The sequence below is a fragment of the Streptomyces sp. NBC_00252 genome, from assembly GCF_036187565.1.
Lineage (GTDB): Bacteria > Actinomycetota > Actinomycetes > Streptomycetales > Streptomycetaceae > Streptomyces.
In genome coordinates, this window is record NZ_CP108087.1 from 1,338,652 (window position 1) to 1,359,583 (window position 20,932).

The 20,932-nt window shown below is 71.8% G+C and carries 21 protein-coding genes; 10 read left to right on the forward strand and 11 right to left on the reverse strand.

The features are described 5' to 3' along the window. Positions 1–78: 78 nt before the first annotated feature. Together OHT77_RS05925 and OHT77_RS05930 are read right to left on the reverse strand one after the other, a co-directional pair. Positions 79–1,038: an SCO0930 family lipoprotein gene (locus OHT77_RS05925; protein WP_328826929.1), complete on the reverse strand. Its 960-nt coding sequence runs from the start codon at positions 1,036–1,038 to the stop codon at positions 79–81. A gap of 189 nt (positions 1,039–1,227) precedes the next feature. Beyond that, positions 1,228–1,785 carry a hypothetical protein gene (locus tag OHT77_RS05930; RefSeq protein ID WP_328826930.1) on the reverse strand — a complete coding sequence of 186 codons (558 nt, stop codon included), beginning with the start codon at positions 1,783–1,785 and terminating at the stop codon, positions 1,228–1,230. 22 nt (positions 1,786–1,807) lie between these two features. On the opposite strand from OHT77_RS05930, the gene OHT77_RS05935 reads away from it, so the two are divergent. The 3 genes from OHT77_RS05935 to OHT77_RS05945 all read left to right on the forward strand — a co-directional run bounded on the left by OHT77_RS05935 (position 1,808) and on the right by OHT77_RS05945 (position 3,488). After that, positions 1,808–1,936: a hypothetical protein gene (locus OHT77_RS05935; protein ID WP_328826931.1), complete on the forward strand. Its 129-nt coding sequence runs from the start codon at positions 1,808–1,810 to the stop codon at positions 1,934–1,936. A gap of 16 nt (positions 1,937–1,952) precedes the next feature. Beyond that, positions 1,953–2,717, forward strand: coding sequence for a bestrophin-like domain (locus tag OHT77_RS05940; protein WP_328826932.1), 765 nt, complete (start codon positions 1,953–1,955; stop codon positions 2,715–2,717). Between the two features lie 222 nt (positions 2,718–2,939). Next, positions 2,940–3,488, forward strand: coding sequence for a hypothetical protein (locus OHT77_RS05945; protein ID WP_328826933.1), 549 nt, complete (start codon positions 2,940–2,942; stop codon positions 3,486–3,488). 95 nt (positions 3,489–3,583) lie between these two features. On the opposite strand, the gene OHT77_RS05950 is transcribed toward OHT77_RS05945, so the two are convergent. Next, positions 3,584–4,090, reverse strand: a complete 507-nt coding sequence (locus OHT77_RS05950; protein ID WP_266777616.1) for a hypothetical protein — start codon at positions 4,088–4,090, stop codon at positions 3,584–3,586. A 332-nt stretch (positions 4,091–4,422) separates the two neighbouring features. On the opposite strand from OHT77_RS05950, the gene OHT77_RS05955 reads away from it, so the two are divergent. Further along, complete coding sequence (locus tag OHT77_RS05955; protein WP_328826934.1) at positions 4,423–5,091, forward strand: class F sortase; 669 nt, start codon at positions 4,423–4,425, stop codon at positions 5,089–5,091. Positions 5,092–5,121: 30 nt separating this feature from the next. Here the strand turns inward: OHT77_RS05955 and OHT77_RS05960 are convergent, their stop codons facing one another. Beyond that, positions 5,122–5,964, reverse strand: coding sequence for a polysaccharide deacetylase family protein (locus OHT77_RS05960; RefSeq protein ID WP_328826935.1), 843 nt, complete (start codon positions 5,962–5,964; stop codon positions 5,122–5,124). A 91-nt stretch (positions 5,965–6,055) separates the two neighbouring features. Continuing rightward, entirely contained in the window at positions 6,056–9,328 is a 3,273-nt protein-coding gene (gene lysX / locus OHT77_RS05965) for a bifunctional lysylphosphatidylglycerol synthetase/lysine--tRNA ligase LysX (protein ID WP_328826936.1), read from the reverse strand. 90 nt (positions 9,329–9,418) lie between these two features. On the opposite strand from lysX, the gene OHT77_RS05970 reads away from it, so the two are divergent. Further along, the gene (locus OHT77_RS05970; RefSeq protein ID WP_266777608.1) at positions 9,419–9,880 is read left to right on the forward strand and encodes a universal stress protein; all 462 of its coding nucleotides are present in this window, start codon (positions 9,419–9,421) and stop codon (positions 9,878–9,880) included. Positions 9,881–9,906: 26 nt separating this feature from the next. Here OHT77_RS05970 and OHT77_RS05975 read toward each other — a convergent pair whose 3' ends face one another. Next, positions 9,907–10,722: an alpha/beta fold hydrolase gene (locus OHT77_RS05975; protein ID WP_328826937.1), complete on the reverse strand. Its 816-nt coding sequence runs from the start codon at positions 10,720–10,722 to the stop codon at positions 9,907–9,909. A 57-nt stretch (positions 10,723–10,779) separates the two neighbouring features. On the opposite strand from OHT77_RS05975, the gene OHT77_RS05980 reads away from it, so the two are divergent. Further along, positions 10,780–11,268 (forward strand): MarR family winged helix-turn-helix transcriptional regulator, encoded by a 489-nt coding sequence (locus OHT77_RS05980; protein ID WP_328826938.1) that lies wholly within the window; start codon positions 10,780–10,782, stop codon positions 11,266–11,268. 9 nt (positions 11,269–11,277) lie between these two features. Here the strand turns inward: OHT77_RS05980 and OHT77_RS05985 are convergent, their stop codons facing one another. Beyond that, on the reverse strand, positions 11,278–12,417 hold the full coding sequence (locus tag OHT77_RS05985) for a CapA family protein (RefSeq protein WP_328826939.1): 1,140 nt from the start codon (positions 12,415–12,417) through the stop codon (positions 11,278–11,280). A gap of 223 nt (positions 12,418–12,640) precedes the next feature. On the opposite strand from OHT77_RS05985, the gene OHT77_RS05990 reads away from it, so the two are divergent. The 3 genes from OHT77_RS05990 to OHT77_RS06000 all read left to right on the forward strand — a co-directional run bounded on the left by OHT77_RS05990 (position 12,641) and on the right by OHT77_RS06000 (position 14,650). Then, positions 12,641–13,186 carry a sigma-70 family RNA polymerase sigma factor gene (locus tag OHT77_RS05990; protein ID WP_266777600.1) on the forward strand — a complete coding sequence of 182 codons (546 nt, stop codon included), beginning with the start codon at positions 12,641–12,643 and terminating at the stop codon, positions 13,184–13,186. 156 nt (positions 13,187–13,342) lie between these two features. Further along, complete coding sequence (locus OHT77_RS05995; protein ID WP_328826940.1) at positions 13,343–13,858, forward strand: hypothetical protein; 516 nt, start codon at positions 13,343–13,345, stop codon at positions 13,856–13,858. Positions 13,859–13,999: 141 nt separating this feature from the next. Then, on the forward strand, positions 14,000–14,650 hold the full coding sequence (locus tag OHT77_RS06000) for a zf-HC2 domain-containing protein (protein ID WP_328826941.1): 651 nt from the start codon (positions 14,000–14,002) through the stop codon (positions 14,648–14,650). Here OHT77_RS06000 and OHT77_RS06005 read toward each other — a convergent pair. Next, positions 14,637–15,458, reverse strand: coding sequence for a helix-turn-helix transcriptional regulator (locus OHT77_RS06005; RefSeq protein ID WP_328826942.1), 822 nt, complete (start codon positions 15,456–15,458; stop codon positions 14,637–14,639). The genes OHT77_RS06000 and OHT77_RS06005 overlap by 14 nt on opposite strands. Positions 15,459–15,611: 153 nt before the next feature. Between OHT77_RS06005 and OHT77_RS06010 the strand changes: the two genes are divergently transcribed. After that, a complete protein-coding gene (locus OHT77_RS06010; RefSeq protein ID WP_328826943.1) occupies positions 15,612–16,328 on the forward strand; it encodes an SDR family NAD(P)-dependent oxidoreductase in 717 nt (238 codons plus the stop codon). Here the strand turns inward: OHT77_RS06010 and OHT77_RS06015 are convergent, their stop codons facing one another. The 3 genes from OHT77_RS06015 to OHT77_RS06025 all read right to left on the reverse strand — a co-directional run bounded on the left by OHT77_RS06015 (position 16,329) and on the right by OHT77_RS06025 (position 20,845). Continuing rightward, positions 16,329–17,192, reverse strand: coding sequence for an Fpg/Nei family DNA glycosylase (locus OHT77_RS06015; RefSeq protein ID WP_328826944.1), 864 nt, complete (start codon positions 17,190–17,192; stop codon positions 16,329–16,331). Between the two features lie 68 nt (positions 17,193–17,260). Then, a complete protein-coding gene (locus tag OHT77_RS06020; protein ID WP_328826945.1) occupies positions 17,261–19,336 on the reverse strand; it encodes a SpoIIE family protein phosphatase in 2,076 nt (691 codons plus the stop codon). A gap of 69 nt (positions 19,337–19,405) precedes the next feature. Next, positions 19,406–20,845, reverse strand: coding sequence for a DUF6777 domain-containing protein (locus OHT77_RS06025; RefSeq protein WP_328826947.1), 1,440 nt, complete (start codon positions 20,843–20,845; stop codon positions 19,406–19,408). Between the last annotated feature and the right edge of the window lie 87 nt (positions 20,846–20,932).

Genomic DNA, 20,932 nt, shown 5'->3' on the forward strand with positions numbered 1-20,932 from the left:
TTTCGCTTGCCCGCGTCCCTCCCTTCCGCGTCTCGGTTGCCGAGTGGGCGGGGCGATCGAACCCTGGGGAGGTTCTCGCTACTCCGCGGGCGCGCCGACCGGCTTGCCTTCAGGGGAGACGGCGTACCAAGTGCCGCCCACGCCCTGACCGTTGGTCTGTCCGGCGGCCGTGTCACCGGAGAAGGTGTAGATGGGCCAGCAGTTGACGGTCATCTGCTTGACGCCGTCGGGGCGGGTGAAGCCCATGAGGCCCTTCTTCTGCACACCCTTGGTGTCGTTCGCCGAGACGATGCCGACGGCCGGCCACTTGTCCGCGCAGGCGCCGAGGCAGTTCGAGACCGACTTCGGCCACGCCTTGTCCTTGAGGAAGCGGTAGACCGTGTGGCCGTTCTTGTCGACGACGATGTCACCGAGCTTGGGGTCCTTGCGGACCGAGAGGCCGGGCAGCGCGGCGGCGGTGGCCTTCTTGCCGTCGGGGGCGAGCGCGTACCACTTGCCGCCCACGCCCTGGCCGTTGACGTCACCGGCGTTGACATCCTTGGCGTAGCGGTAGGCGGGCCAGCCGCCGATGGTCAGCTGCTTGGTGCCGTCGGTGCGGGTCACCTCGCCGAGCAGGGACTTGTCGATGCCGGCACCGGCGGTGGCGTCGTTGGCGGGGACCGGCGGCCAGGCGGTGGCGCAGTCGCCGTCGCAGTTGGACTTGGGGGGATTGGCCGTGTCGGCGTCGAAGCGGTACAGGGTGAGACCCGCGCCGTCGCTCACCACCTTGCCGAGATCGGGGTTGCTGGCAACGGTCAACTGGCCCGCGGGCTCCGCGGCGGCGGCCTGCTGGCCGTCGGCGCCGTAGCCGTTGCCGGCACCGGTGCTGGGGCTCGCCGAGGCACCGACGCTGCCGTAACCCCCGGCCGCAGCCGTGGCACCGACGTTCTGTGCCGCGGAGGAAGGCGTGGTCACGTTCTCCGAACCGCACGCCGCCGTCAACGCCATGACGGACACGGCCGTCGCCGCGAGTGAGGCGCTCCGCCAGGAGGTCTTCATCGTCAACTCCCCATAATCACCTGGATGTTGCAGCGCCCGTCTGTGCCGCCGCACGGTCCTAGGTACGGGTGGGGACCACGGAAGTGTTCAACCGCCGCACAAATTTCTTTCCGACACCTGTGACGCATGCACGCCGGCTCGTATGTGCGTGCGCATCCGGCCACAGCCGACGATCGGTTCGTCAAACCGTCACACCATGGCATCCACTCCTTCGGGGCATTCCCCGCGCGCACCGGCGCGCCCCGGCCCGCGAGGCCTCATGATCTCCGTCGTGCATGGACCCGAACCGACCCGAACCGCCCTCGCCGCAAGGGTGTTGACCCTGGTGACGCTGACGTGGCTGCTGACGGGAGCTCCGGCGGGCCTGGCAGCGGCCGACGCGTGCGCGTACGCCTCGACGGGGCCGGACGGCACGGAGGCGGTGGCGGTCGCGGGCGGCGACTCCTGGCCGATCCCCCCGGGCTGCCGGAAACCGACCCCGCCGCCGCCCTGCCCCTCGCCGACGCCCACCCCGCCGCCACCGCCACCACCCCCGCCGAAGCCGACTCCGCCACCCCCGCCGAAACCCACCCCGACCCCGACGCCGAAACCGACCCCGAAACCCCGGCCCACGCCGAAACCCGTGCCGCCGCCCGCCCCGGCGCCCCGCCCGGCACCGCCGGCCCCGCTGGTCCGGCCGACCCCGACCCCGACCCCCACGCCCGCCCCGACGCCGACGCCGACTCCGAAGCCTTCGCCGAGGCCCACCCCGCATCCCTCGGCGTCTCCGGTGAGTTATCCGAAGTACCACGCCAAGCCGCACCAGCGGCCGACGCCCGGTCGGACGTCGCCGGTCGTCTACGTCCTGCTCATCACCGTGCCCGCGGTGATCGCCATCGTCGCGCTGCGTCCGCGCTGATCCCCGGAGGAACCTCTTGTCGGAATGGCTTGTTCTCGTCCTCGCGATGGCGGCGGCCTGTGTGGTCGTCGTCATCGTCACCTTCGTACGCGAACGCACGGCGTCCGAGGACGAGGACCCCAGTGAGACCCCGGACGTCATCGAGTACATGACGATGTGGATCGGCGTGGTGTACGCCATCGTCCTGGGCCTCGCGATCGCCGGTGTCTGGGAGGCTCGCAGCGCCGCCCAGGACCATGTGCAGGCGGAGGCACAGGCGCTGCACGAGATCTCGGAGCGGGTGCGGGCCTATCCCGCCGACGAACGCGACCGGATCCGGGCCGACGTCGACGCCTACGTCTCACAGGTCGTCAACGTCGAGTGGAAGACGATGGCGGACCACGAGAAGCTCACCCAGCGGGGCACCGACCTCCTGGGACGCATCCGCGCGGACGTCACGGACTACCAGCCGAAGACGGACTTCCAGGCTCAGGCCTACCAGCCGCTCGTCGACCAGGTCGGCGCCCTGGACCAGGCGCGCAACGCCCGTCAGGACTCCACCGGGGCGACCATGCCCTCGGTGGTGTGGTTCGGGCTGCTCGGCGGGGCGGTGGTCACCATCGGCATGGTCTTCGCGCTGCAGATCAGGCGTACGACACGGGAGCTGATCCTCGCCGGGCTGTTCTCGGCGCTGATCGCCTTCCTGCTCTTCCTGATCTGGGACTTCGACGCGCCGTACAGCCGTGGCATCACGGCCTCGGCGCAGCCGTTCCTGAACCTCTTCCCGCACATCAAGGACTGACGGCCCCTCATCGCAGCCGCTCGCCGGGGGACGTCCGCCACGCCGCGGACGTCCCCCGGTCGCACGCACGGTGTCCCCTGTGCGGCCCACACGGTTGCCCCATTCGCGCGACTGAGATCGCGGGAGCGCACACATGTTCCTAGCGTTTCGGTCATCGAGGTGCATTTACGGCGCTAGCGGAAAAGGTCCGCTGCTGCTCCTCGGGGACCCGGAGGAATCACCATGCGCGCGATACGCGTCGCCTCGGCCGCACTGCTGGGCATCAGCGCCCTCGCCCTCTCGGCGCCGGTCGCCGTCGCGAAGGGCGACGGCAACCACAACATCACGCCGTTCGGCTTCACCGTCCTGCCCTCGACGATCGCGGCGGGCGGCCAGGTGACGCTGCAGCTCGACCGCGACCAGGGCGGCTGCAAGGGCTCCGCCACGGTCTCCTCCGGGGTCTTCGACACGGTGCGGATCCGACCGGGGCAGTCCTCGGCGACGGCGATGGTCGACTGGGACGCCAGGCCGGGCGCCGTGTACCAGGTGACGTTCACGTGTGACGGCGTGAGCGGCTCCACGGGTCTGACCATCGCGTCGGGCCGTACGAACAACAACATCCAGCCGCTGCAGCCGGCCCAGCAGATCCCGCGCGGGGTGCACGCCGGCGAGGGCGGCAGCATCGCCGGCTTCGACCTCAAGGAGCTCGGCATCGGCGCGGCTCTCATCGCGGGCTCGGTGGGCGCGGCCTACCACTTCTCGCGCCGCCGGACCGGCGAGGACGGCGCCTGACCGCTTCCCCTCCCGCACAGGCCTTCGCCCCGGAACCCGCAGAGGGTCCGGGGCGAAGGCCTGTCACGTGCGCCTGAACTCCGAAGGGGTGGAGGTCAGATCCCGCGCTCGGTGCGGCGGCGCATCCAGAACACCCCGCCGCCGATGACGGCCGCGGCGACCAGGCCGCCGCCGATCGCCATGTCGGTCGGCGTCGCCCCGGCGCTGCTGCTGCCGCCGAGACCGCCGCGGACACCGCCGATGACGGTGTAGGCGTCGTCACGGGTGAGCGAGGAGCCGTTGGAGCAGCGGACCGTGATGCTGTACGAGCCCGGGGTGGCCGACCGGCTGATCCTGGCCGTGCCGCTGGACGTCGTACCCGAACCGCCGAGCAGGGACAGGTTGGCGGGGCGTTCGAACCCCGGTGAGGTGGCGATGGCGTTGCCGCCGCTGAAGCAGCCGTCGACCGTGACGGTGAGCTGTCCGCCGCGGGCGATCACGCTGGGCAGGGCGACGATGTTGCTGGGGCTGGCGCCCATGCCGTCCGCGACGGCCACCGGGGCGGCGAGCCCCAGGACGGCCACCGCGGCACCGGCGGCAGCCAGGGCACGAGTAGTACGCATGTCATCCTCCGCGGAAGGCGCCCCGGGACCCGTCCCCGGTCGATCGGCGAGAAAACGCCTCCCAGACGCACCCTCAGATGCCTTGCACGCGCCCGCATTTCGAGAATGGTCCGTCCTGGTGAGAGGACACGCCGGGCGGAAAGCGCACAATCGGATATTGCCGCAGGTCACACACCGTCAGAAAATTCCTGTGACGGCCAACTCATATGGCGCACATAAGGATGCTCGGGCCACCCGTTCGCGCTTTCCCCGTCGCCGGTTCCGGCTTCGGGACTTAGCGTTCTCGTATGCGCGATTGACGTGGCGACGGCCGTGTCGAGAGGGGATGGCGAATGTCTGCGTCCGAGCTGTCCGAGCTGGAAGAGGAGGAGCGGCAGAAGAAGCGCGCCCCATGGGGAGTGATAGCGCTTGTTCTGCTGACCGGTCTCGCGCTCATTCGGAATGGTTCGGGGGAGTTCGACGTCGGACCGCCCCAGCCGGCGACGGCGGCGGCCGCGGACGCCCGCACCGCCCAGAGCACGTTCGGCAAGGTCCCGGCCCCGCTGCCGTACTCCGTGGCCGACCGGGTGCGGATCCCCGCGATCCGGGTCGACGCCCCTGTCATGCCGGTGGGCCTGGACGCGGACGGCTGGGTCGGCGCTCCGCCGCCGGAGGACCCGAATCTGGCGGGCTGGTTCACCGGCGCCGTCTCCCCCGGCGAAAAGGGCACGGCGGTCGTCGTCGGCCATGTCGACAACAAAATGGGCCCCGCCGTGTTCTACGGACTCGGGGCCCTCAAGAAGGGAAATCGCGTCGAGGTCGAGCGCAAGGACGGAAAGACCGCGGTGTTCGAGATCTACGGCATCGAGGTCTTCGAGAAGAAGGACTTCCCCGGAGACCGCGTCTACGCCTCCAAGGGAACTCCGGAACTCCGCGTCATCACCTGCGGCGGCGGTTTCTCCAAGCAGAACGGCTACGACGGAAACGTCGTCGTCTTCGCCCGCCTGGTCGAGGTCCGCTGAACGTTCCCCGACCGGGCGGGCCAGGCCCTGTCAGGTGGTGGTGCGTCGGCGCGGCAGTGTCATGTGGTAGCCGGAGTCGAGGAGGTGCGGCAGGTATTCGCGCAGCGCCTTCACGCTCTGGGTCCGGTCGCCCCCGGCGTCGTGCGAGAGCACCACGATGCCGGGGGCGGCGCCGTCCTCGACCGCGTTGACGATGTGGCGGACGCCGGGGGTGTCCCAGTCGAGGGTGTCGACGGTCCAGGCGAGGGGTTCCATGCCCATCTCGGAGCCGAGCTGGAAGGCGGCCCGGTTCCAGGCGCCGTAGGGGGCGCGGAACCACTGGGGGCGTTCGCCGTAGGCGTCCTCGATGACGTCGCTGGTGCGTTCCATCTCGGAGCGGATCTGACTCCGGGTCATCTTGGTGAGCAGCGGGTGCGACCAGGTGTGGTTGCCGACGATGTGGCCCTCGTCGGACATGCGGGCGAGGATGTCCCGGTTCCAGTCGGCCATCTCGCCGCACACGAAGAACGTGGCGCGGACGTCGTACTCGGCGAGGGTGTCGAGGATGTGGGGGGTGTAGCGGGGGTCGGGTCCGTCGTCGAAGGTCAGGACCATGGTGTTGCCGCGACCTGACATGCGCAGGAACGGCTCGTGCCGCACCGGCACATGGGCGGGGGCGGTGTGGGGTGCGCCGTAGCCGGCCACGGGCTGGAGGCGGTAGGAGGTGGGGGTGCGCGCTAGGCGCGGCGGAGGCCCGGCAGCGGGGGCGGCGGCCCGGACCGGGGCGTCGTCCGAGAGTCCGGAGTACAGCAGACCGGCGGTGCCGGCCGCGCCGACGGCGGCGGCGCCGGCGAGCAGGGCCCGTCGGCGCGTGAGCAACTGATCCTTCTTCATGACTCATCAGTCGCCCGTGCGGGACCCGGCGCCCCACGGCAACACCGGTGCGGCGGCAGGAAAACACCCGCCCGGCCCAGTCTCCGCGCGCTCAGCGGCGCCGGACGAGGGGGAACGGCAGGGTCTCACGGATCGTCAGGCCGGTGAGGAACATGACGAGTCGGTCGACGCCGATGCCGAGTCCGCCGGTGGGCGGCATCGCGTATTCGAGGGCGTCGAGGAAGTCCTCGTCGAGCTCCATGGCCTCGGGGTCTCCCCCGGCGGCGAGCAGCGACTGGGCGGTGAGGCGGCGGCGCTGCTCGACGGGGTCGGTCAGCTCGGAGTAGGCGGTGCCAAGCTCGGTGCCGAACGCGACGAGGTCCCAGCGCTCGGCGAGCCGCGGGTCGGTGCGGTGCTGCCGGGTGAGCGGGGAGACGTCGGTCGGGAAGTCCTTGTAGAAGGTGGGCAGCCGGGTCGGCTCCTCCACGAGCCGTTCGTACATCTCCAGTACGACGTCCCCGCGCCCGTCGTCGGCGCCGTAGGGCACGCCCGCGCGGTCGCAGAGCCGGTGCAGCCGGGCCAGTTCGGTGTCGGCGTCGATCTCCTCCCCCAGCGCCTCGGAGATCGCGCCGTGGACGGTCTTGACCGGCCAGGTCCCGGAGATGTCGTACTCCTCGCCGTCCTTGCGGGCTACGGGCGACCCGAAGGCTGCGGTGGCCGCGCCCTGGATGAGCTCGCGGACGAGGTCGAGCATCACGTCGTAGTCGGCGTACGCCTGGTAGGCCTCCAGCATCGTGAACTCGGGGTTGTGCTTGTAGGAGACGCCCTCGTTGCGGAAGGTGCGGCCCATCTCGAAGACCTTCTCCAGGCCGCCGACGCAGAGCCGCTTCAGGTACAGCTCGGGGGCGATGCGGAGGTACAGGTCGAGGTCGTAGGCGTTGATGTGGGTGGTGAAGGGGCGGGCGTTGGCGCCGCCGTGGATCTGTTGCAGCATCGGGGTCTCGACCTCCAGGTACCCGCGCTCCAACAGGCCCTGGCGCAGGGCCTGTACGGCGGTGGAGCGGGCGCGGACGACGTCGCGGGCGGCGGGGCTCGCGACGAGGTCGAGGTAGCGCATGCGGACCTTGGCCTCGGGGTCGGTGAGGCCGCGGTGCTTGTCGGGGAGCGGGCGCAGGCACTTGCCGGTGAGCTGCCAGGAGGTGACGAAGACGGTGGGCTCGCCCTTGTCGCTGGTGCCCGCGCGGCCGGTCGCGGTGATCTGGTCGCCGATGTCGGTGTCCGTGACGAAGCGGTCGAGCTCGGGGCCCGACTCGGCGCGGGTGAGGGCGAGTTGGTGGTCGCCGGACCAGTCGCGCAGGGTGACGAAGACGATGCCGCCGAGGTCGCGCACGAGCATCACCCGCCCGGCGACGGTGACGTGGTCGCCCGTGCGGACCTCGGCGAGGGTGTGGGTGCGCTGCGGGACGCCGACCGGGTAGGGGTCGATGCCGGCGGCGCGGAGGCGGTCGAGTTTGTGGTGCCGGACGCGGACCTGTTCGGGCAGGCCGCCGTCCTGGCCGCCGGTCTCGTCCCCGGTGTCGGGAGCGAGCGCGGACAGCGGCGGCAGGCCGGCCGTGGTCGCGGGCCGCGGGCCGCTCTTCTGGTGCCCCTTTCCCCAGAGTTGGCGCAGCGACGGTACGGAGACGAAGCCCTCGGCGATGCCGGAGGCGAGGCTGATGCGGGCCAGGGAGGCGGTCTCGCCGTAGCAGATGAAGCGGGGGTACCACTCGGGGTGGTACTTGGCGTTGGAGCGGTAAAGGGCCTCCAGTTGCCACCACTTGGAGAAGAACAGCAGGAGGCGGCGCCACAGGCGGAGGACCGGGCCCGCGCCGATGCGGGCGCCCTCCTCGAAGGCCGAGCGGAACACGGCGAAGTTGAGGGAGATCCGGCGGACGCCCAACTTCGGTGCGGCGGCGCAGAGTTCGGCGACCATGAACTCCATGACGCCGTTGGGGGCGGTGCGGTCACGGCGCATCAGGTCGAGGGAGACGCCGTCGGTGCCCCAGGGGACGAGGGAGAGCAGCGCGAGCAACTTGCCGCCCTCGTCGAGCGCTTCGACCAGCAGGCAGTCGCCGTCGGCCGGGTCGCCGAGGCGGTCGAGGGCCATGGAGAAGCCGCGTTCGGTCTCGGTGTCGCGCCAGGCGTCGGCGCGGTCGACGACCTCCTCCATCTCCGTGTCGGTGAGGGTGGCGTGGCGGCGGATGCGGCAGGTGGCACCGGCGCGGCGGACCCGGCCGACGGCCTGGCGGGTGACGCGCATGTCCCGGCCGGCGAGGTCGAAGTCGGCGACGTGCAGGATAGCCTCGTCGCCGAGCTGGAGGGCACCGAGTCCGGCGCGGGCGAAGGCGCGGGCGCCGTCCTCGGAGGCGCCCATCACGGCGGGGGCCCAGCCGTGGCGGCGGGCCAGGTCCAGCCAGCCGGCGATCGCGTGCGGCCAGGCCTCGCGGTCGCCGACGGGGTCGCCGCTGGCGAGGCAGACGCCGGCCTCGACGCGGTAGGTGACGGCGGCCTTGCCGCTGGGCGAGAAGACGACGGCCTTGTCGCGCCGGGTGGCGAAGTAGCCGAGGGAGTCGTGGCCGCCGTAGGTCTTCAGGAGGGCGCGGATGCGGTCCTCCTCGTCGCCGTGCAGGGCGGCTTCGAGGCGTTGGGAGCGGAAGAGGACGGTGGCCGCGTTCAGGAGGGCGAGCGCGCCGAAGAGGCCGAGGAGGAAGTACAGGGCGCGCGGCGGGCGGCCGCCGAAGGAGCGGGCGGAGACCAGTCCGCCGCAGACCCGGTCGGCGGCCCAGCCGAGGTGCTGGCTGGTGGGCAGGGTGCCGGGGAACAGGGCGACCAGTCCCCAGCCGGCCAGGATCGCGACGGCGAGCCCGATCAGGAGGACGGCGAGGGCCCGGCGTACGGCCGCTCGGCGGGAGGCCGCGTAGAACTGGCCGCGTGCCACGATCAGCAGGACCAGCAGGAGGGCGCACACGATCAGGGACGGGAGGGACTCGGCGTACAGGCCGAGGGCCACGCCCAGGACGTCGGTCAGGACCAGCAGGCCGAGGTAGACGACCACCAGCCACCAGGCGATCCTCTTGCGGGCCGCGGTCGCTGCGGCGAGCAGGAAGAGGAAGACGGCGTAGGCGAGGTTGGCGCTGACCGGGACGATCAGCAGGTCGAGGAAGCGGACCACCGGGCGCAGCACGCGGCGCAGCGGGGCGATGAAGGCGAGCAGGACGCAGAGCAGGCCGAGGGCGCCGAAGAAGGTGGCGAATCCTTCGGGGACCCTGCTGAGGAAGCCGTGGCCGGGTGGCCGTATCGGACCCTTGGTGTCCTTGGCCCTGGCGGCCTCCACGGTGGCAGTCATGCTTCCGACTGTAGGAACAGGGTGGGCGGCGCGCCCGTCGAGCGCTCCCGGGCGGGTTCAGGACCTGGGGATTCCGATAACCTCACGGCCGTGACGGAACAGCACTCAACTCAGTTCGAGCGGGGCACGGACGGCCCCAAGGTGATCGTGGCCGGAGTGGACGGCTCCGACTCGTCGCTCCGGGCCGCTTCCTATGCGGCGGGCCTGGCCAGGCGTCAGGGCGCGCTCCTCGCCCTCGTGTACGTGCAGCCGGTCCTGGCGGCCGGGGCGGCGATGGGGGCACCGGTCGCCGACACCACCGACGAGATCGCCGAGAACCTCGTCGCCCAGATCCGCCACGAGACCGAGCGCGTGAAGGAGATATTCGACATCCGCTGGGAGTTCCACACGTTCCGCGGCGACCCCTACGGCGGCCTGGTGAAGGCCGCCGACGAGCTGAAGGCCGACGCGGTCATCGTGGGCGCCTCCGAACAGGCCGGCCACCGGATCATCGGGTCGGTCGCGGTGCGGTTGGTGAAGGCGGGGCGGTGGCCGGTGACGGTGGTGCCGTAGAGAGCCTCGGGGAGCGTGGGGCGCCCTCAGAGGGAGCTCAGGAACTGCCCGAGGACGGTGTTGAACTCCTCGGGCTTCTCCATGTTCGGGTAGTGGCCGACGCCCTCGATGGTCGTGGCGCGGCCGTTCGGGACCGTGTCGACGAGGCGGTCCGCCATGGCGATGCTGTCGGGCCAGTCGGCGGCGCCGTGGATGGCCAGTACCGGTACGTCCAGCTGCGGGACGCGGGGCCACGGGTCGCCGAGGGGCACGTACCAGTCCTTCTCGCCCGGTGTGTGCTTCGCGATGGTGTGGGCGGTCAGGGCGCGCAGGCGCCGCAGGACCGAGGGGTCGACGTCGGCCGGTGTGCGGTGCGGGCCGGCCACGCCCTCCGTGAACTGGTCGAGCCAGCCCTCGATGTCGCCGGCGGCGAGGAGTCGGCCGGCGCGGGCCGTGTGTGCCAGCAGCTCGGGGTCCTTGTACTCGAAGGCGCTGGTCCCGCCGCCGCTGACGACGATCGCGCGGACCAGTTCGGGGGACTCCAGCGCGGTGTCGGTGGCGACGCCCGCGCCCATGGAGAGACCGACGAGGACGGCGGGGCCGAGGTCGAGGTGGCGCAGGAGGCCCGTGAGGTCGTCGGCCCAGCGGAAGGGGGCACTCGCGTTGGCCGAGAAGCCGTGGCCCCGGATGTCGGGGGCGATGACGCGGAAGCGGGCGGCGAGTGCCGGTATCTGGTCGTCGAAGACGCGGTGGTCGGCGAAGCCGGAGTGGAGGAGGACCACGGGGTCGCCGGAGCCCACGTCACGGTAGGCCAGGTCCCCGTCGGCAGATGCGAAGAAGCTCAGTTCCGAAGCAGCTGTCATGACAACCAAGGTGTCATCTTCGCCGGAGTTTGGCAACCCAGGTGTCATGATGTGCTCGTGAACGACTCCGCTCCCGCGCACGGCCCAGCCGCCCTCTCCCCCGACGAACTCGGCCACCGCCTCACCGAGGTGTTCGACCTGGTCGGCCCGCTCTACCGGCGCGCGGCGCGCAAGGTCGAGCAGGCCGAACCGGTGGAGGGCGTGTCAGCGGGCGTACGCGCCGTCCTGAACCTGCTGCGCCTGCACGGGCCCATGACGGTCCCTCAGATGGGCCGCGACCAGGCGCTGAGCCGGCAGTTCGTGCAGCGCATGGTCAACGACGCGGCGGCGCACGGCTGGGTCGAGAGCGTCCCGAACCCGGCACACCAGCGGTCCTCCCTGATCCGGCTCACCGACACCGGCCGCTCAACCATCACCGCCGTGCTGGGCCGCGAGCACTACCTGATGCGCCAGGTCGGCGGCGAGCTGACGGAGGCCGACGTCCGGGCGTGCGCGAAGGTGCTCACCCGGATGCTGGAGACCTTCGCGCACGTCGACGTCGACTGACCCTCGGGGCTACTTCCCCATCACCAGCCCGTCCTTCGCCGCACCCCTGCTCAGCGCCACCTCGCGGACGCGGTCGCGGTCGCCGGTCAGGTCGGCGCCCTGGCCGATCGCCTGGTTGACGTCGACGACCCGGCCCGCGTCGATGTCGAACAGCTGCGGGACGAACTCCGCCTTCGTCACCTCCCAGCGCCCTCCGTGCCGGGCGGGCGGCGCGAACGTGAAGCGGCCGAGGGTGCTCAGGTTGCCGCCGGGGTCCTGGGTGCCCGCGTTGTCGTACATCTCGCCGGTGATCTGGTCGCCGAGCCCGTAGACCACCCAGGTGCCGTTGACCTTCTCGTACGGCTGCGGGGCGTGCGCCTGGGTGCCGAGGATCAGGTCGACGTCGGGGCGGCCGTCGGTGCGGGCGGCGGTGAGTTCCCTTGCCAGCGCGAGCTGTTGGGGGTCCGGTGCCTGCTGTCCTGCCGTGCCCCAGCGCAGGGAGACGACGACCACGTCGGCGCCGGCGCGGCGGGCGGCCCGGGCGTCGGCGAGGACGCGGGCGGGATCGACGAGGTTCACGGCCCAGGGCTCGGCCGGTGGAAGCGGGACGCCGTTCGTGTCGGCGGTGTACGCGAGGTGGGCGACCTTCGCCGGACCGGCGCGCAGCAGCGTGACCGTGCGCGCCTCGGCATCGGTGCGCGCCGTCCCCGCGTGCCGTACGCCCGCGCCGTCGAGGGCGTCGAGAGTGCGCTGGATGCCGGCGGGTCCGGCGTCGAGGCTGTGGTCGGACGCGGTGGAGCAGCTGTCGTAGCCGGTCGCGGCGAGGCCCCGCGCCTCCTCGGGCGGGGACATGAGGCTCGCGGTGCCGGTGGGGTCGCCGTACACGTTCTCGATGTGACAGAGCGCCAGATCGGCGCGGGAGACGAGGGGTTGGACGGCGGAGAGCATCGGCCGGAAGTCGTAGCCGTTGCCGCCCGCGTCGAAGCGGGCCCGGTCGAGGACGGCGCTGTGCGGGAGGATGTCCCCGGCGGCGACGAGGGTGAAGCCGCGGGCGGCGGGGGGCGCCGGGCGGCCGGTCGCCTTGGAGTCGTGGTGCTGGGCCTGACAGGCGGCGGCCGCGGTGAGGACGCCGGCGAGGGCAACGGCCACCTGCTGTCTGCGTGCGATCATCAATTCACCCCACTGTGGTCATATTTACCCACCAATAGGTATGAACTTCACCGGCCCCGCAAACGACTTCCGGCCCCTGATGACCCGTCCGGTGTGCGCGGGCGGCGGATCGCCGGGGAGCGCGGACCGTTCGTCGCACCGTTCGTCGACGCGATCGACCGTCCGCCGCAAGCCCCTCGTGCGCCCCCTGTCCCCGGGCCGCCCCCTGCGATGCCATACGGCCATGACGGCCGGACCCACGCTCAGAGACGGAACGACCGCCGAGCACGAGCTCGCCGCACTCCAGCGCGAGCACGGCAGGCCGCTCTTCGCGCTGCTGCTCCGGCTCTGCGACGGCGACCGCCAGCGCGCCGAGGACCTCGTCCAGGAGACCCTCGTCCGCGCCTGGCAGCATCCCGAGGCGCTGCGCGCCGACGACTTCGAGTCCGTACGGCCCTGGCTGCTGACGGTGGGCCGGCGGCTCGCCATCGACGCGCGCCGGGCCCGGCAGGCGCGACCGCCCGAGGTCGGGGACGCGGTGCTGGAGAACGCCCGCGTCTGTGCCGATCACGCGGAACGGTCGGCGGCGACGCTCGATGTGCGGGAGGCTGTGAAGACACTCACTCCGGAGCACCGTGAAGTCCTGGTGCTCGTGTACTTCCACGGGGCGAGTGTGGCGGAGGCCGCGGCGGCACTCGGGATTCCGCCCGGTACGGTGAAGTCCCGTGCGTTCTACGCCCTGCGTGCCCTGCGCCGGGTGTTGCCGGGTTACGCGGCCGACCTGCGGTGAAACCAATCCATTGGTCAAACCTCCGTAAAGCGCCTTGCCCAGCACCCCTGTTGAGTAATCGGCTGTCCTCATCCGTGTTCCGGACTGGGGGGCTCGGGGTTCCTCGCGGAACCCTGCGCCGGGCGACGCGCACGCACCGGAGGAAGGCAGGAAGGGATGCTGCACAGAGGTCAAGAGAGCACGGACGGCACCGGTGGCGGTGAACTCACCGTCCCCATGGCCTGGTTGTACGCCGAGTACATCGCCGACGAGTTGCTGCGGACCGGCGACCTGATGCCGCCGACGTCCTTCGAGTTCCGTGCGGGACGGGACGCGCTGGCGCTGACCATCTTCCTCTCCGACACGGACGGCGAGCTGTCCGGAATCCGGGTGGTGACCCAGCTGGAGACCTGGCTTTCGCTGACGGCGTACGACCAGCCGTGGCAGGACTGGGTCCAGGAACGTATGTCCAGGTTGACGGCCGAGACACGCGAAGCCGGTGCCGACTCACCGGACTTGGCGCTGGCGGACGCGGCCTGGCGGTGGCTGGAGGAGACCGAGCTGCTCGCACCGGATCTGGACGCGGTGCCGGGAGGCGGTCCGGTGACCGGCGAGGACGACGGACCGAAGGTCTGGACGCCCGCCTGGCAACTGGGTCTGCCGCTCGGCCATCTCGCCATCCATCTTTTTTGAAATGGGACCAATCCGCGGGCCCGGCCGCTCCGAATCCGTAGGTTGCGATTCTGTGTGTGCCTTGAGTGATTCGGCTGGCTGGTGCGTACCGATGGGAGCAAGGAGTAACCCCACCCGCACCTAACGGCACGAGGATTCGGCATGAGGTCCCTGGAAAGGCATCGCGACGTCGGCGCGTACGCGCTAGGCGTGCTGGACGAGGCGGACGCCTTCCGCTTCGAGGATCACCTCATGGAGTGCACCAGTTGCGCGGCTCATGTGACCGAATTCGGTCCCGCCTCACGGCAGTTGATGCTGTACCGGCGTGCGACGCCGCGCTCTGTGCACCCCATGGCACAACCCGGCCCGCGCCTGCTGGACCGGTTGCTCGGCGAGGTGGCCTCGCGACAGCGGGCCGGACGGCGGAGGTTTCTGTACGCCGTGGCCGCGTCGGTGGTGTTCGCCGTGGGCGGCCCCGCGGTGGCGACCCTCGTCGGGCACGGCGACGGGGCCGTGCAACTCACCGCGACCGACGCGAAGTCGGGCGTGTGGGCCCAGATCACGGCCGCCGACGAGAACTACGGCAGTGACGTGTCCCTCAAGATCAAGGACGGCGCGGGACCGCGCTCATGCCGTCTCGTGGTCGTCGGCCGCGACGGTTCCGAGCAGACCGTGACCAGTTGGAACGTCCCCGCGCACGACGCGACGATGATCACGATGCAGGGTGGCGCGGCGATGCACCCCACCGAGATCGACCACTACGACGTACGGACCGAGGACGGCCGACAGCTGGTACGGCTCACCTCGCACTGAAGTCCCGCTTCCGGGAGGCCAGTTGCCGCAGGGCCCGTGCGGAGGGGGTCCCCGGGTCCGCGGTGACGAAGACGACCTGCTGGTCGTCGTGCGGGACGGTGAGCACATCGCAGTTCACCCGCAGGCGGCCCGCCTCCGGGTGGGTCAGGGTCTTGCTGCGATGACCCGGGGCGTGCACCGGACCGGTCGCCCAGATCTCCCTGAACTCCTCGCTGCCGGCGCGCAGTTCGGCCAGCAGCCGGGTGAGCTGCGGGTCGTGCGGATAGCGGTCGGCAGCGCGCCGCAGCCGGGCCACGACGATGGCGCCGAACTCCTCGGTGCTGGAACTCTCCATCGGCCGCCCGAGGAACCGTCGGCGCGCCTGGTTCGGCCGCGCGTCGAGGTCCCCGCCGAACACGGCGGCGGCCAGTGGGTTCCAGGCGATGACGTCGTAGGTCGCGTCGGTGACGATGGCCGCCGTGTCCGGGATCCGGCGCAGCAGGGCCGCCACATGCGGGCGCACCGTCCGCACCGGCGACGCGGGCGGGGTCACCTGGGTCCCCGCCAGCCGGAACAGATGGGTCCGCTCGGCCGGGGTCAGCCGGAACACGCCGCTGAGGGCGTCGAGAATGCGGGGCGAGGGGCGCGGCCCGCGTGCCTGTTCGAGACGGGCGTAGTAGTCGACGGACATGTGGGCCAGCTCGGCGACCTCTTCCCGCCGCAGCCCGAGGGTCCGCCGTGCCGCTCCACCGGGCAGCCCCACGTCTGCGGGCACCAGCAACTCCCGCCGCCCCCGCAGGAACCGGGCGAGCTCTTGCTTACCGGTCACGGTGCCTCCTTACGACAGCCTTCCGAGGCGAGCCTTCCGACGGCCGCCCGCGTGTTCTCCAGCCGCCCCGCCGGCCGTACTTCGACCGCCCTTCGGCTGACAGGGATCGGTTGTCCCTGGTTCGGCGCCCCCGGCTGCGGAATCGTCGTCTCCATGAACGATTCCACAGCACTCGTCACAGGGGCCAACAAGGGCATCGGCAAGGAAATTGCCCGCCTGCTGGTCGCCGAGGGATTCACCGTCCACGTCGGCTCGCGCGACGCCGCCCGGGGCGAACGGGCGGCGGCGGAACTGGGCGGCGGCGCACGGCCGTTGATCCTCGACGTCACGGACGCGGACAGCATCGCGGCGGCGGCACGGCAGGTGGACACCCTGGACGTCCTGGTCAACAACGCCGGGATCATGGCCGGCGGCGCCCCCGCACCGGAGGCGGACCTCGACGACTTCCGCCGCACCTACGAGACGAACGTCTTCGGCGTCCTGGCCGTCACCAACGCCTTCCTCCCCGCCCTGCGCCGCTCCCCGCACCCCCGCATCGTGAACGTGTCCAGCGGCACCGGCTCCCTGACCTGGAGCGCCGACCCGGACCGCGAGTTCGCGCTGCATGCCGGCTCGGGCGCCGCGTACCGCTCGTCCAAGTCGGCCCTCAACGCCCTGACCCTCTTCTACGCCCAGTCCCTGGCGGCGGACGGCTTCAAGGTGAACGCCCTGGCCCCCGGCCTCCGCGCGACGGACCTCAACGAGCGGGCCGCCGCGAGCGACGGCGACCCGGCGGAGGCGGCGCGGGGAGCCGTCGACCTGGCGCTGCTGCCGGACGACGGGCCGACGGGCCGGTTCGTGTCCTGGGACGGGACCCCGGTGCCCTGGTAGCTACTTGAGCAGCTTCGACATCCGCCGGTCCGCCAGCGGCTTGCCGCCCGTCTGGCAGGTCGGGCAGTACTGGAGCGAGGAGTCGCTGAACGAGACCTCGCGAATGGTGTCGCCGCAGACCGGGCAGGCCTCGCCGGTGCGGCCGTGGACGCGCAGGCCGCTCTTCTTCTCGGCCTTCAGGCGGCCTGCCGCCACGCCTCGGGAGCGTTCGACGGCCTCCGTCAGCGTGGTGCGGAGGGCCGTGTAGAGCGTGTGGGTCTCGGCCGGGGTCAGGGACGCCGCCAGTTTGAACGGGGACATCTTCGCGGCGTGCAGGATCTCGTCGCTGTACGCGTTGCCGACCCCGGCGATCAGGGTCTGGTCGCGCAGGGCGCCCTTGAGCTGGCGGCGTTCGTCCTTGAGCAGGTCGGCGAAGGCCTGCTCGTCGAAGTCGTCGGCGAGGGGGTCGGGGCCGAGGCGGGCGACGCCCGGGACCTCCTGCGGGTCGGCGACGACGTACACCGCGAGACGCTTTTGCGTGCCCGCCTCCGTGAGGTCGAAGCCCTCGCCGGTCTCCAGGGCCACCCGGAGCGCCAGCGGGCCCTTGCCGGGGCGGGGCGGCCCGTCCGGGAGGCGGTCCTTCCAGTGCAGCCAGCCCGCGCGGGCCAGGTGGGTCACGAAGTGCGGGCCGCCGTCCGTCTCGACATCCAGGAACTTGCCGTACCGGTGCACGGCCACCACCTCGTGCCCCTCCAGCGCGGTGAGCGGAGGGTCGTACGTCTTCAGGACGCTGATGGCGACGGGCAGCACCCGTACGATCTCGTGGCCGACGAGGTGTTCGGTCAGGAAGTCCTTCAGCGCTTCGACCTCGGGGAGTTCCGGCATACGTCCAGGGTGCCATCAGGGACGCGCGGGGTCAGCTCGGCCCGGGCCGGGGCTCACCCGCCATGACGTCAGCTCGGGTCCGGCACCAGGAACTCGCACCACACGCACTTGCCGCTCCCCCGCGCCTCCACGCCCCACACGTCCGTGAGCAGGTCGACCAGGAGCAGCCCGCGTCCGGAGACCCCGCTCTCGCCCGCCTCGCGGCGCCGGGGAAGGGCGCTGGAGGAGTCCTCGACCTCGACCCGCAGCCTGCGTTCCGTGCCGTTGAGGACCCTGAGGGTGACGATCGCGGAGCCCTCGGTGTGCATCAGCGCGTTGGTGATCAGCTCGTCGGCGACCAGCTCGACCTCGTCGGACCGCTCGCCCGCGCCCCACGCGCGGACCGCCGCCCGGATCATGTGCCGCGCCTCGGTGAGGGCCTCGGCGTCACCGGGGCCCACATGCTGCTGGAGCCGCCCGCCGGACTGCGGCGCGTCGAGCCCGCGCCTGCGGAGCAGGAGCAGCGCCACGTCGTCCTCGCCGCCGCGCTCCTCGGCCACATCGATGAGCAGATCGGCGAGGTCGCGCACGTCGTCGGGCCCGGACGCGATGAGCGCGGCGAGGGTCTGCATGCCGTCGTCGAGGTCGGCCCCGGGCTGTTCGACGAGGCCGTCGGTGCACAGCAGCAGGGTCTCGCCCGGGTCGAGTTCGATGGTCGAGACGGGATATTCGAGCCGCCCGAACTCGGCGGAGAGCCCGAGCGGCAGCCCGCCCACGACGGTCATCCTGCGGGACGTCCCGTCCAACTGCCGGACCAGCGGGTCGATATGCCCGGCCCGGACCACCTGCACCACTCCGGTCGACAGATCGACCTCGGCGTAGAGGCAGGTGGCGAAGCGCTCGGTGTCGAGTTCGTGGAGGAACACGGACGCGCGGGCCATCACGGTGGCCGGGGTGTGTCCCTCGGCCGCGTACGCCTTGAGGACGATGCGCAGTTGCCCCATGACGGCGGCGGCGTGCGTGTCGTGCCCCTGGACGTCCCCGATGACCGCGCCGACCCGCCCGCCCGGCAGCGGGATCAGGTCGTACCAGTCGCCGCCGATGTCCCGCCCGAGCTTCGCGGACCGGTACCGGACGGCGACGTCGGCGCCCGGCACGCTCGGGATCGCGCGCGGCAGCATCGCCTGCTGGAGGCCCTGCGCGAGGTCCTTCTCCTGCTCGTAGAGCATCGCGCGCTGGAGGCTCTGCGCGATGCTGCTGCCCAGCGCGACCAGCACGTTCCGCTCGTCCACGGTGAAACTGCGCCGGTCGTTGTAGAGCAGCCCCATCGCCCCGATCGGCCGCCCCTGCGCGATCAGCGGCAGATACGCGGCGGCCGTGATGTGCAGGTCCGTGATGTGCGGCCACAGCAGCGGGTACCGCTCGGCGAACTCCTCGGGGGACTCGATGAACGCAGGGGCCAGGGTCCGTACGACCTCCCCCATCGGGTACGGCTCGTCGATCCGGGTGACCTCCGTGCCGGGTACGAAGCTGCCCTCGGGCCCTTCCGCGACGAGCCGGATGCGCCCGGCCTCGACCAGTCCCATGACCAGGCTGGTCGCGCCGAGGTGGACGAGACCGTGGGTGTCCTTGAGGACGTCGATGACGTCCTGGACGGTCCGGGCGTGGGCGAGGGCGGCGGTGGTGAGCTGCACGACGTTGGTCTGCCGGCGCAGCGCCGCGTCCTGGGCGGCCTGTTCTCGGCGGGCGGCGCTCTCGGCGAGTTCCCGCGTGGCGTCCCGGACGATGCCGATGATCCGGCGCGGGCGGCCCGTCTCGTCGCGCCGGATGTAGCCCTGGGTGTGGGTCCAGCGGAGGGTGCCGTCGCGCAGCCGCACCCGGAAGTAGGCGCCGTAGTTCTCGCTGCCGTCCTTCATGGCCTGGGAGACGAGCCCGTCGAGCCGGTAGCCCTCCGTCGGCGGGACCCGGTTCGCCAGCGACTCGGGACGTCCGTCGTATTCGTCGGCGCGCAGGTCGAAGACCTCGAGGGCCTGGGCGTCCATGTGGAACAGGCCGTTGTCCAGGTCCCAGTCGAAGCTGCCCATGCGGTTGAGCGCCAGGATCGGGTCCGGGTGGGCGGGCCAGTCGTCCGGGAGTGACAGGGCGCTCGCTCCCCGATCAACCATGCGGCCCACCTTGCCAGGATTCGCCCGATTCTTCGACTTGTCCCACCGCTACGGCGGCACCCGGCGCGCTCAGCCGTCGACGACGCTCGTGGGGCTGTCGAAGATGCTGCCGGTGGTGGTGTCGTCGGGGATCAGCCCGCCGCCGTCGGGCAGGTCGGGGGTCTCCGGGACGGACGGCGGACCGATCTCGTCCGCGGAGTCCTGACCCTGGGACGCCTCCGGTACGACCGTCCCGGCGCCCGGCGCGGAGCTGCGCTGGGACGGGGTGAGCGTGGTGCCGGGCGAGCTGGTCGTCGGGGTGGCCGTGACGGTGGCGGCGGGGCAGTCCGCGGCACCGGGTGACGCGGGCGCGTCACCGGGCACGCCCGGGGTGACCGTGACGGTCGGGGTCGTGCAGTCGGGGGCGGTGGAACTGTCACCGGGCGACACGCTCTCGTCCCTCGGCGAGGGGCTCGTACCGTCGCCGGGGCTCCGGGAGGCACTGGCACTGTCGCTCGGGATGTCGCTCGGGCTGTCACTCGCACCGACGCTCGGGCTGCTGCTCGCGCTGTCGCTCGGGCTCTGCGAGGGGCTCGTGCCGGTGCCGGGCGAGACGCTGGACCCGCTGTCGTGCGGTCGCGGGGACGGCCCGGTGTGCGACGGCGTGGGCGTGGGTGTCGGCAGCACGTGCGGCGGTCGGGGCACGACATGGTCGTGATGGGGCCCGCGGTGCCCGAGGGGCCGTTCGATCCAGGTGTTGTCGACGATGTTGATGATCGTGATGTTGGTGATCACCTGGGGTGCGGGTGTCACCACGACCACCTCGGCGGGCCGGAACCCGGACCAGGCCCGGCCGCCAGCACTGGCGCCACCGCTCCCGACGGAGCCTCGACCCGCCTCGCCCGCCTTGAGCGGGTTGCCGCAGGCGCAGCGGACGCGGGGCACGCCCCGGTTGTCGACGAGGACGGCGGTTCCTGCCTGGAGGACCGACTGGAACCCGGTCACCCGCGCGTCACGGAACCCGTGGTTGGTGACCTGGGTGTCGGCGCGCAGCACGACCGAGGTCAGCCCGCGCAGATAGCCGGGGATACCGCCCGGCGAGATCCCCTCGGCCCGCGCGAAGGCGCGGGCCTTGGCCTGGTCGGCGGTGAGATAGGAGATCTGCCGCTCGACGTCACAGCTGCCGGTCCGCGCGGTGCCGCCGTACAGGCCGGGCGTGGCGCCGGAGACGGCCCGCAGGGGGCCCGTCGGCGTGGCCGCGGTCCGCGTCGGTGCGGAGTACGCGGGTGTCGACCGCGCAGGTGTGGACTGCGCAGGTGTGGACTGCGGCGTTCGGGTGACCCGTGACGGTGTGCTCGCGGCGGTCGCCGTGGAGTCCGTGAACGGGTCGGGGCCCTGTGCCGCGACGGGCTGGAGGAAGACCTCGCCGCTCGACTTCGTGTCCTTGCCGCCGTCGCCGCCGCAGCCGGCGACGAGGAGCGCCGCCGACAGCGCGCAGGCCGTGGCGATGGTTCCGGTGGATGTGCGCACCAGGTTCTCCCGCCTCAAGCCGGGTGATTCGCCACTATTGTCTGCTTCACTCACTTGGGTTACGCAACCGGAGGCATGGAACACGGA

Excerpts from the sequence above, each read along its gene's own strand:
- OHT77_RS05925 (WP_328826929.1), bottom strand. The coding sequence starts at position 1,038 with ATGAAGACCTCCTGGCGGAGCGCCTCACTCGCGGCGACGGCCGTGTCC.
- OHT77_RS05945 (WP_328826933.1), top strand. The coding sequence starts at position 2,940 with ATGCGCGCGATACGCGTCGCCTCGGCCGCACTGCTGGGCATCAGCGCC.
- OHT77_RS05950 (WP_266777616.1), bottom strand. The coding sequence starts at position 4,090 with ATGCGTACTACTCGTGCCCTGGCTGCCGCCGGTGCCGCGGTGGCCGTC.
- OHT77_RS05955 (WP_328826934.1), top strand. The coding sequence starts at position 4,423 with ATGTCTGCGTCCGAGCTGTCCGAGCTGGAAGAGGAGGAGCGGCAGAAG.
- OHT77_RS05960 (WP_328826935.1), bottom strand. The coding sequence starts at position 5,964 with ATGAAGAAGGATCAGTTGCTCACGCGCCGACGGGCCCTGCTCGCCGGC.
- lysX (WP_328826936.1), bottom strand. The coding sequence starts at position 9,328 with ATGACTGCCACCGTGGAGGCCGCCAGGGCCAAGGACACCAAGGGTCCG.
- OHT77_RS05975 (WP_328826937.1), bottom strand. The coding sequence starts at position 10,722 with ATGACAGCTGCTTCGGAACTGAGCTTCTTCGCATCTGCCGACGGGGAC.
- OHT77_RS05985 (WP_328826939.1), bottom strand. The coding sequence starts at position 12,417 with ATGATCGCACGCAGACAGCAGGTGGCCGTTGCCCTCGCCGGCGTCCTC.
- OHT77_RS05990 (WP_266777600.1), top strand. The coding sequence starts at position 12,641 with ATGACGGCCGGACCCACGCTCAGAGACGGAACGACCGCCGAGCACGAG.
- OHT77_RS05995 (WP_328826940.1), top strand. The coding sequence starts at position 13,343 with ATGCTGCACAGAGGTCAAGAGAGCACGGACGGCACCGGTGGCGGTGAA.
- OHT77_RS06000 (WP_328826941.1), top strand. The coding sequence starts at position 14,000 with ATGAGGTCCCTGGAAAGGCATCGCGACGTCGGCGCGTACGCGCTAGGC.
- OHT77_RS06010 (WP_328826943.1), top strand. The coding sequence starts at position 15,612 with ATGAACGATTCCACAGCACTCGTCACAGGGGCCAACAAGGGCATCGGC.
- OHT77_RS06015 (WP_328826944.1), bottom strand. The coding sequence starts at position 17,192 with ATGCCGGAACTCCCCGAGGTCGAAGCGCTGAAGGACTTCCTGACCGAA.
- OHT77_RS06020 (WP_328826945.1), bottom strand. The coding sequence starts at position 19,336 with ATGGTTGATCGGGGAGCGAGCGCCCTGTCACTCCCGGACGACTGGCCC.